Source organism: Mycobacterium neglectum (assembly GCF_002591975.1).
Classification (GTDB): domain Bacteria; phylum Actinomycetota; class Actinomycetes; order Mycobacteriales; family Mycobacteriaceae; genus Mycobacterium; species Mycobacterium neglectum.
This window is the reverse complement of the sequence record NZ_NVQE01000086.1, coordinates 1-8,960: the sequence shown is the minus strand read 5'-3', so window position 1 is coordinate 8,960 and position 8,960 is coordinate 1. Positions and strand designations below refer to the sequence as shown.

At 66.6% G+C, this 8,960-nt stretch carries 7 protein-coding genes and 2 pseudogenes; 5 read left to right on the top strand and 4 right to left on the bottom strand.

All coding sequences use genetic code 11. The annotated features are described in order from the left end of the window. Nucleotides 1-150: 150 nt before the first annotated feature. The gene (locus CSQ99_RS30275) at nt 151-381 is read right to left on the bottom strand and encodes a hypothetical protein (protein WP_099042658.1); all 231 of its coding nucleotides are present in this window, start codon (nt 379-381) and stop codon (nt 151-153) included. Between CSQ99_RS30275 and CSQ99_RS30270 the strand changes: the two are divergent. Next, nucleotides 373-2,304, top strand: a pseudogene (locus tag CSQ99_RS30270) (DEDD exonuclease domain-containing protein); the annotation flags it as partial. The gene CSQ99_RS30275 and the pseudogene CSQ99_RS30270 overlap by 9 nt on opposite strands. Here the strand turns inward: CSQ99_RS30270 and trpD are convergent. Beyond that, a complete protein-coding gene (gene trpD / locus CSQ99_RS31185) occupies nt 2,242-3,318 on the bottom strand; it encodes an anthranilate phosphoribosyltransferase (RefSeq protein ID WP_245909164.1) in 1,077 nt (358 codons plus the stop codon). The pseudogene CSQ99_RS30270 and the gene trpD sit on opposite strands and share 63 nt — an antisense overlap. Nucleotides 3,319-3,367: 49 nt before the next feature. Here trpD and ctaE point away from each other — a divergent pair, with 49 nt between their 5' ends. From ctaE to qcrB, 4 genes are read left to right on the top strand one after another with little or no spacing between them, the layout of a single operon-like run. Further along, nucleotides 3,368-3,979: an aa3-type cytochrome oxidase subunit III gene (gene ctaE / locus CSQ99_RS30260; protein ID WP_099042657.1), complete on the top strand. Its 612-nt coding sequence runs from the start codon at nt 3,368-3,370 to the stop codon at nt 3,977-3,979. A 47-nt stretch (nt 3,980-4,026) separates the two neighbouring features. Further along, on the top strand, nt 4,027-4,863 hold the full coding sequence (gene qcrC / locus CSQ99_RS30255; RefSeq protein WP_099042659.1) for a cytochrome bc1 complex diheme cytochrome c subunit: 837 nt from the start codon (nt 4,027-4,029) through the stop codon (nt 4,861-4,863). Further along, the gene (gene qcrA / locus CSQ99_RS30250; RefSeq protein ID WP_176561297.1) at nt 4,860-6,059 is read left to right on the top strand and encodes a cytochrome bc1 complex Rieske iron-sulfur subunit; all 1,200 of its coding nucleotides are present in this window, start codon (nt 4,860-4,862) and stop codon (nt 6,057-6,059) included. Before qcrC ends, qcrA begins: the two co-directional genes overlap by 4 nt. Then, a complete protein-coding gene (gene qcrB, locus CSQ99_RS30245) occupies nt 6,056-7,771 on the top strand; it encodes a cytochrome bc1 complex cytochrome b subunit (RefSeq protein ID WP_099042655.1) in 1,716 nt (571 codons plus the stop codon). Before qcrA ends, qcrB begins: the two co-directional genes overlap by 4 nt. A gap of 24 nt (nt 7,772-7,795) precedes the next feature. Here qcrB and CSQ99_RS30240 read toward each other — a convergent pair whose 3' ends face one another. Continuing rightward, complete coding sequence (locus tag CSQ99_RS30240) at nt 7,796-8,500, bottom strand: DUF2561 family protein (protein ID WP_099042654.1); 705 nt, start codon at nt 8,498-8,500, stop codon at nt 7,796-7,798. After that, a pseudogene (locus CSQ99_RS30235) lies at nt 8,500-8,886 on the bottom strand (MmpS family transport accessory protein); the annotation flags it as partial. The pseudogene CSQ99_RS30235 and the gene CSQ99_RS30240, both read right to left, overlap by 1 nt. Nucleotides 8,887-8,960 lie beyond the last annotated feature (74 nt).

The window sequence follows — 8,960 nt, the reverse complement described above, 5'->3', positions numbered from 1 at the left end:
CGACCTGGAAGCATTGCAACCGTCAATCAACCGATTGGCCACGGCGAAGTAACGCAAGCCCCCACGCGCTCATTATGCGTGAGGCACCAGCTCACCCTTCGCGCTCACAATTAGGTGAGGCACCTCGGCGCCCTGCGTTGTCGCGTGTCGTCACGCAACGCCGGAGTTATTGCGGCGGTGGATCGGGACGAGCCGCAGCCGAGGTGCCAACCCCACGTCAGCGAGGACCTCGAGCGCTCGACGTTCGTCGCTCAGCAAAGTTTCGGGCGTACCGAGCAGGACGCTGACGACGCAGTCCTGACAACCAGGGCCCCGCACCGCGCAGTCGTCGCAGTCGATGGTGACCGTGCCCATGTCGGGCCGCTCGTCGTCATGAGTCATTCCGCAGTCCTCCTGCTCGGTGTTGTCCGCACGGTATCGCCGGGCACCGACAACCCAATTTCACACGGCGTGGCAATGCCGGGCCTGCCGGTTTTTGTCGGTCCGATTCCCTACCGTCAGCGCATGGGCCAGCTCAGCTTCGCGGATGTTGAGCCACTGGCCTTCGACATGTCGGTGTCGTTGCGCGAGACCACCTTCGTGGTCGTTGACCTGGAGACCACGGGTGGGCGCGCCAGTGGCGACAACCACGACGCCATCACCGAGATCGGCGCCGTCAAGGTGCGCGGCGGCGAGATCCTTGGCGAGTTCGCCACCCTGGTGGACCCGGGGCGCAGCATCCCCCCGCAGATCGTCTCGCTGACCGGGATCACCACGGCGATGGTCAGCGATGCGCCAAAGATCGAGGCGGTGCTTCCCGCGTTTCTGGAGTTCTCCCGCGGCGCAGTGCTCGTCGCCCACAATGCCGGTTTCGACATCGGATTCCTGCGTGCGGCCGCGGACCGCGCTCACCTCCCCTGGCCGCGGCCCCCGGTGCTGTGCACGGTGCGCCTGGCCCGCCGGGTGCTCACCCGCGATGAGGCGCCCAGCGTGCGACTGTCGGCGCTGGCCCGCCTGTTCAGTGCCTCGACCTCCCCGACTCACCGCGCATTCGATGACGCACGGGCCACCGTCGACGTGCTGCACGGGCTCATCGAGCGCGTCGGAAACCAGGGTGTGCACACCTACACCGAGCTGCGTTCGTATCTGCCCGACGTGACTCCCGGCCAGCGCCGCAACCGGCATCTCGCCACGCCGCTGCCCCGCCGACCCGGCGTGTACCTGTTCCGCGGACCTTCTTCCGAGGTGCTCTACGTGGGCACGGCCATCGATCTGCGCCGCCGCGTCAGCCAGTACTTCAACGGCGCGGACCCGCGCACCCGCATCAAAGAGATGGCGACGCTGGCCACCGCGGTCGACCACGTCGAGTGCGCGCATGAGCTGGAGGCGGGCGTACGCGAGCTACGGCTGCTCGCCGCGCACGCCCCGCCCTACAACCGTCGCTCGAAGTTCCCGCACCGCTGGTGGTGGGTGGTGCTGACAGATGAGGCGTTTCCTCGGTTCTCGGCAGTGCGCGCACCGAAGCACGACTGCACCGTCGGCCCGTTTCGTGCCCGCGCCGATGCCGTGCAGACGGCTGGACTGCTGGCCCGCTTCACCGGCGTGCGGACATGCTCGGTTCGGCTGGGCCGGTCGGCGCTCCACGGCCCGCGGTGCCCCGAACACGAAGTCTCGCCATGCCCCGCGCCGCGCGATGTCGGCCCCGCCGACTACGCCGTCGCACCGCGGCGTGCCCGCGACCTGATCGAAGGTGCCGACACGCAGGCACTGGTCGATGTGCTCTCGCACATCACCGATCTGGCGGGGCGCGCCCGCTACGAAACCGCGGCGCGGCTGCGGGACCACGCCGCCACCGCAATCGACGTGCTCTGGCGCGGCCAGCGGTTGCGCGCGCTGGCCGACGTCAGCGAGATGGTCGCTGCACGTCCGGACGGCGCGGGCGGGTGGCGCCTCGCGGTGATTCGCAACGGCCAGCTGGCAGCTGCCGGAAACGCGCCGCGGGGTGTGCCCCCGATGCCGGTCGTCGACGCGATATGTGCTGGCGCGCAAGCGATTCTGCCGAGTCAGGCGCCGCTCGGCGGCGCACTCGTCGAAGAGACCGCGCTGATCGCGCGTTGGCTCGCCCAGCCGGGCGTGCGGATCGTGCGCGCGGAGTCCGGTTACGCCTCACCGGCAGGCTCTGCGGGCCGGTTCGCGGAATGGGCCGCGTCGGCCAGGTCGGCGCGGGTGGCAGCTGAACAACTCGCCGAAACCCGTTCTGAGTCAGAGCTTCTGACCGAACCCCACCCAACGCGCGAGCAGCTTTTCGGCGGCACCGGAGTCGATGGTCTCGGCGGCCCTGGCCAGACCCGACTCCCACGCAGGCACCCACTTGGCGTCGCTGGCTAGCCCGGCATGGGCCACCATCGCACCGGCGGCGTTGAGCACCACCGCGTCGCGCACCGGCCCCGTGGCGCCGCCGAGCACCGCGCGCACCGACGCGGCATTAGCCTCCGCGTCACCGCCGACCAACTCGGACAGTTCGGCGCGGGCGAACCCGAACGCCCCCGGGTCGAATGTCAGCCGCTCGACGGTGCCAGCCTGGACACGCCAGATGGTGCTCGTCGTGGTGGTCGTCAACTCGTCGAGTCCGTCGTCGCCATGCACAACCAGGACGCTTGACCGGCGCGCGGCGAACACACCTGCCATCACCTCAGCCAGGTCCGCCCATGCACAGCCGATCAGACCGGCTCGCGGCGAGGCCGGATTCGTCAGTGGGCCAAGCAGATTGAATACCGTCGGCACCCCGATCTCGCGGCGCACCGCACCCGCGTGCCGATACGACGGATGGAACTGCGGTGCGAAACAGAAGCCGATGCCGACCTCGGCGACGCTGCGCGCGACATCGTCGGGACCCAGATCGATGCGCACCCCGAGCGCCTCGAGCGTGTCGGCACCACCCGACAGCGACGACGCGGCCCGGTTGCCGTGCTTGACCACCGGCACGCCGGCGGCCGCCACCACGATCGCCGCCATCGTGGACAGGTTCACCGTGTTGGAGCCGTCACCGCCGGTTCCGACCACGTCGACGGTCTCGTTGCCGATCGTTTCGGTCGGCACCCGCCGGGCGTGTTTGAGCATGATGTCGGCCATTTCGGCCACCTCGCCGGGCGTCGGGCGCTTCATCTTCATCGACACGCCGAAGGCGGCGATCTGAGCTGGGGTCGCCGTGCCCGTCATGATCTGGTCCATCGCCCAGCCGGCCTGCCCGGACGCGAGCGCCTGACCAGTGGTTAGGCGGCCGAGGACCTGGGGCCACGTTGGGGATTCACCGGAAGTCACGCGCTGATTATGACGAATTGCTCACCCGGGTGGAGTTCAACAACTACAAAGCGTCATACTTGCTCCTGTGACGAGCGCTGTAGGCACCTCGGGGACCGCTATCACGTCGCGAGTTCATTCCCTGAACCGGCCGAATATGGTCAGTGTCGGCACGATCGTCTGGCTCTCCAGCGAGCTGATGTTCTTCGCAGGGCTTTTCGCGATGTACTTCACCGCCCGGTCTCAGGCCGGTGGCAACTGGCCCCCGGAGCCCACTGAACTGAACCTCGTCCTGGCCGTTCCGGTCACGCTGGTGCTGATCGCTTCGTCGTTCACCTGCCAGATGGGCGTGTTCGCCGCTGAGCGCGGCGACGTCTTCGGGCTGCGGCGCTGGTACGTCATCACGTTCCTGATGGGCCTGTTCTTCGTGCTCGGCCAGGGCTACGAGTACATCCACCTCGTCGAGCACGGGACGACCATCCCCGGCAGCGCCTACGGCACGGTCTTCTACCTGGCCACCGGGTTCCACGGCCTGCACGTCATCGGCGGGCTCGTCGCCTTCCTCTTCCTGCTGGCGCGCACCAGGATGAGTAAGTTCACCCCTGCTCAGGCCACCGCCGCGATCGTCGTGTCGTACTACTGGCACTTCGTCGACATCGTGTGGATCGCCCTGTTCGCCGTTATTTACTTCGTCCGATGATCGGCTCGCCCATGCGTCTGATGAAGGGTTCGAAGAGAAGGGGTTCGATGACCGAGAAGGCCACCGGAACCGGTAAGCCGGCACCAGTCAAGCGCCGTCGCCTGCGCCGCCGCCTGTCTGCGGCGATGCTCCTGCTCATTGGGCTGGGAGTCGCCGGTGGCCTGGCAGCCACGCTGACTCCGGCCCCCCAGGTGGCGGTTGCCGACGAGTCGCAATCGGCCCTCCTGCGCACCGGCAAGGAACTTTTCGACACGTCGTGCATCACGTGCCACGGCGCGAACCTACAGGGCGTGGCCGACCGCGGACCGAGCCTCATCGGCGTCGGCGAGGCCGCCGTCTACTTCCAGGTCTCCACCGGTCGCATGCCCGCCATGCGCGGTGAGGCGCAGGCGCCACAGAAGCCCCCGCAGTTCGACGAGGCGCAGACCGACGCACTCGGCGCGTTTGTGCAGGCCAACGGTGGTGGACCGGTTGTCCCCCGCGACGAGAACGGTGGGGTCGCCAACGAATCCCTGCTGGGCAGCGACGTCGCCCGCGGCGGCGACCTGTTCCGGCTGAACTGCTCGTCGTGCCACAACTTCACCGGCAAGGGCGGTGCGTTGTCGTCCGGCAAGTACGCACCTGATCTGGCGGGGGCCAATCCGGCGCAGATCTACACCGCGATGCTGACCGGACCCCAGAACATGCCCAAGTTCTCCGACCGGCAGCTGTCGCCGGAGGAGAAGCGGGACATCGTCGCCTACGTCCGGATGGCCACCACGGCACCAGATCCCGGCGGCTACGGCCTCGGCGGCTTCGGCCCGACGTCCGAGGGCATGGCAATCTGGATAATCGGCATAGTGGCCGTCGTTGTCGTGGCCCTGTGGATCGGAGCGCGAGCATGAGCGACGGCGGCGACACCGTCAAGGGAACCGACACCCCGGGACAGGAAGGTGTGCCCGGTCAGCCGACCGACGCCGAACTCGCCGCGATGTCGCGTGAGGAACTGCTGGAACTCGGCGGCAAGCTCGACGGCGTCGAGATCGTCTACAAGGACGAACGTTGGCCCGTTCCAGGCACCAAGGCCGAGAAGCGCGCCGAACGGGTGGTGGCGTATTGGCTGATGCTGGGCGGCATTTCGGGTCTGGCGCTGCTCGTGGTCTTCCTGTTCTGGCCGTGGGAGTACCGCAGCGGAGCCGAGCCCGACCACCTTTGGTACGACCTCGCCACACCCATGTACGGATTGACGTTCGGGTTGTCGATCCTGGCCATCGGGATCGGGGCGGTGCTGTATCAGAAGAAGTTCATCCCCGAGGAAATCTCGATACAGGACCGCCACGACGGCAGCTCCCCCGAGCTTCAGCGAAAGACGGTGGTAGCCAATCTTTCTGATGCGCTCGAATCGTCGACACTGAAGCGGCGCAAGCTGATTGGCCTGTCGCTCGGAGTGGGGCTCGGCGCGTTCGGCCTTGGCACGCTGGTGGCGTTCGCCGGTGGTCTGATCAAGAATCCGTGGAAGCCGGTGGTGCAGACCGCCGACGGCTTGAAGGCCGTGCTGTGGACTTCTGGGTGGACCCCGCGGTTCAAGGGCGAGACCATATTCCTCGCGCGCGCGACCGGCAACGGAACCTACGCCAAGATGCGCCCCGAGGACATCGACGCAGGCGGTATGGAGACCGTGTTCCCGTGGCGCGAATCCGACGGAGACGGTACGACCACGGCGTCACACCACCGACTTGCCGAAATCACCATGGGTGTGCGCAATCCCGTCATGCTGATCCGCATCAAGCCGGCCGACCTGCCGAGGGTGGTCAAGCGCAAGCACCAGGAGAGCTTCAACTTCGGCGACCTGTTCGCGTACACCAAGGTGTGTTCACACCTGGGCTGCCCCTCGTCGCTCTACGAGCAGCAGACCTATCGCATCCTTTGCCCGTGCCACCAGTCGCAGTTCGATGCGCTGCACTTTGCCAAACCCATATTCGGCCCGGCTGCGCGCGCGCTGGCGCAGTTGCCCATCACCATTGATCAGGACGGCTACCTGGTCGCCAACGGGGACTTCATCCAACCCGTCGGCCCGGCATTCTGGGAGCAAACAAATTGAGTCCGACACTGCCAAAACCGCCAAGCATGGCCGAGATAGCGGCCAGCCAGGGCAACGCAATCGATTCGCGCTACCACCCGTCGGCTGCCGTACGCCGGCAGCTCAACAAGGTGTTCCCGACCCATTGGTCGTTCCTGCTGGGTGAAATCGCCCTCTACAGCTTCATCGTGCTGTTGCTCACCGGCGTGTACCTGAGCCTGTTCTTCGATCCCTCGATGGCCGAAATCGTTTACGAGGGCGTGTATCAACCACTGCGCGGTATCGAGATGTCCAAGGCCTACGCATCGACGCTCGACATCAGCTTCGAAGTGCGGGGCGGCCTGTTCGTCCGTCAGGTCCACCACTGGGCGGCGTTGTTGTTCGCCGCGTCGATCATGGTGCATCTCGCCCGCATCTTCTTCACCGGTGCGTTCCGCCGCCCACGCGAGGCGAACTGGATCATCGGCTCGCTGCTCCTGATCCTGGCGATGTTCGAGGGCTACTTCGGTTACTCACTGCCCGACGACCTGCTCTCCGGCATCGGCCTGCGGGCGGCGCTGAGCTCCATCACCCTTGGCATGCCGGTGATCGGCACGTGGCTGCACTGGGCGCTGTTCGGCGGCGACTTCCCGTGCGGCGGTGTCGGATATCAGTGCGCGCAGGACGGCTACTGGCTCCCGCGAATGTATGCACTGCACATCCTGCTGATTCCAGGGATCATCCTGGCGCTCATCGGAATTCACCTCGCACTGGTGTGGTTCCAGAAGCACACCCAGTTCCCCGGCCCCGGGCGCACCGAGACAAACGTCGTCGGTGTGCGGGTCATGCCGGTGTTCGCGGTCAAGTCCGGCGCGTTCTTCGCGATGACCGTCGGCATCCTCGGCCTGATGGGCGGATTGTTACAGATCAACCCGATCTGGCAATTGGGTCCGTACAGACCGTCACACGTGTCGGCAGGCAGCCAGCCTGACTTCTACATGATGTGGACAGAAGGCTTGGCGCGAATCTTCCCCGCCTGGGAGTTGTACTTCCTCGGCCACACCGTGCCTGCGCCGGTCTGGGTGGCGCTGATCATGGGGCTGGTCTTCATGCTGTTGCCAGCCTGGCCGTTCCTCGAGAAGAAGTTCACCGGCGATACCGCCCACCACAATCTGCTGCAGCGTCCTCGGGATGCACCGGTGCGCACGGCAATCGGCGCTATGGCGATTGCGTTCTACATGGTGCTGACGCTGTCGGCGATGAACGATGTCATCGCGTACAAGTTCCACATCTCGCTCAACGCGACGACCTGGATCGGACGCATCGGCATGGTGGTCGTGCCTGCGATCGTCTACTACATCGCCTACCGGTGGGCCATCGGACTGCAGCGCAGCGACCGCGCGGTGCTCGAGCACGGCATCGAGACCGGCATCATCAAGCGGCTGCCGCACGGCGCGTACATCGAGCTGCACCAGCCGCTCGGCCCTGTCGACGATCACGGTCACCCACTTCCGTTGGAATACCAGGGTGCAGCGGTTCCGAAGCGGATGAACAAGCTCGGCTATGCGGGCGCTCCTGGCTCGGGCAGCTTCCTCACCGCCGATCCGTTGTCGGAGAACGAGCAGCTCGTGGAGGCCGCACATGCCGCGGAACGCAAGTCGCTCACCGCATTACGCGAGCACCAGGACCGCAACGGCTCGGAAAACGGGTCTTCGAATGGCTCGTCAAACGGGCAGACGAACGGGCATCACTGAGCCGGTTGGCTGGCCGACGACGAGTTACGCGCTGTGGTGCTCGAGCAGGGCGCGCAACTCACGCAGGTAGAACCACGGAATCGCCGGCATTGCCAGCGTGATGAGCCCACTGAGTGCGAAGAGCACCCACGCGGCAACGTCGCTTTCGACCGCCATCAAGTAGGTTGCCACGCCTATCGCCACCATGGCGATGCCGATCGCACACGCGATCAATACCGCGCAGCGCAGCCATACCTGGTCGATGGCGGCCACGAGTGGGGCCGGCATCGACGTGCTGTGCGTGACCGCCGCCGCGTAACCCGGGCCGGCGTGGATCCGGCCTGCCGACGCCCCCGAGATCCGCAACTTCTCGGTCTGTGCCGCCTCGCCGCGTGCGGTCTCCTGCCGTCGCCCCGGTGCTTGTCGTGGATCGGACCGGATGGGCGGTTCAGCATCGGCCATCGCGTCGCGGCGGGCCCGAATCAGTAGCGGCACTGCGCCGATGATCACCGCGGCCGACACCGCGATGACGATGTACAGCAGCCAGGGGGTCCCCGAACCGCCCGACGCTTCCTGCTGACCGCCGCCGAGGTCGACCAGGGCCACGATGGCTGCGACGGCGGTGCCCAGCGCTATGAGCCATATCCCCGCGCAGGTGCCGAGCAGGATCCGGTCGGTGCGGTCGAACTCGCCCGGGTCGAGACCCTGGCGCACCCGCGGGCTCGCCGCGGAATCAGTCGTATTTGGCATCAGCAGGCTGTCTGTGCGGAGTTGTTGGTATTCGACGACAGCACCGTGCCGTCGCTGGTCGTGATCGAGCAGTTGAGCCTGCTTACCAGGAACAGACTGGAGGCCTGCACGGAGCCCACCTCGGACTGCGAAATGGGTGTCACGGTCAGCGACCACGGGATGTAGACGTTTCGTTGCGTGCGACTGCGGCCGGACGCGTCGATGTAGGTGACCGTGATGATGTCTCCCGGCGCCTTGGTTCCGGTCACCGAGTACGTGACCTGGCGAGGCCCCGCGCGAGTCGTGGCAGGCGGTGGCGGCGCCGCAGTCTCCGGTGGTGGCGGTGGGACCTCGGCAGGCGGCGGAGGTGGCGGCGGCTCCGGCTCCTGGGTCACGGTCACGGTCCTGTACCTTCTACTCATCTGGCGCGTCCGACGCTACCTCTTGTGCGTCTCTGTCAGGCAGAGGTGTCTGTGTGCAA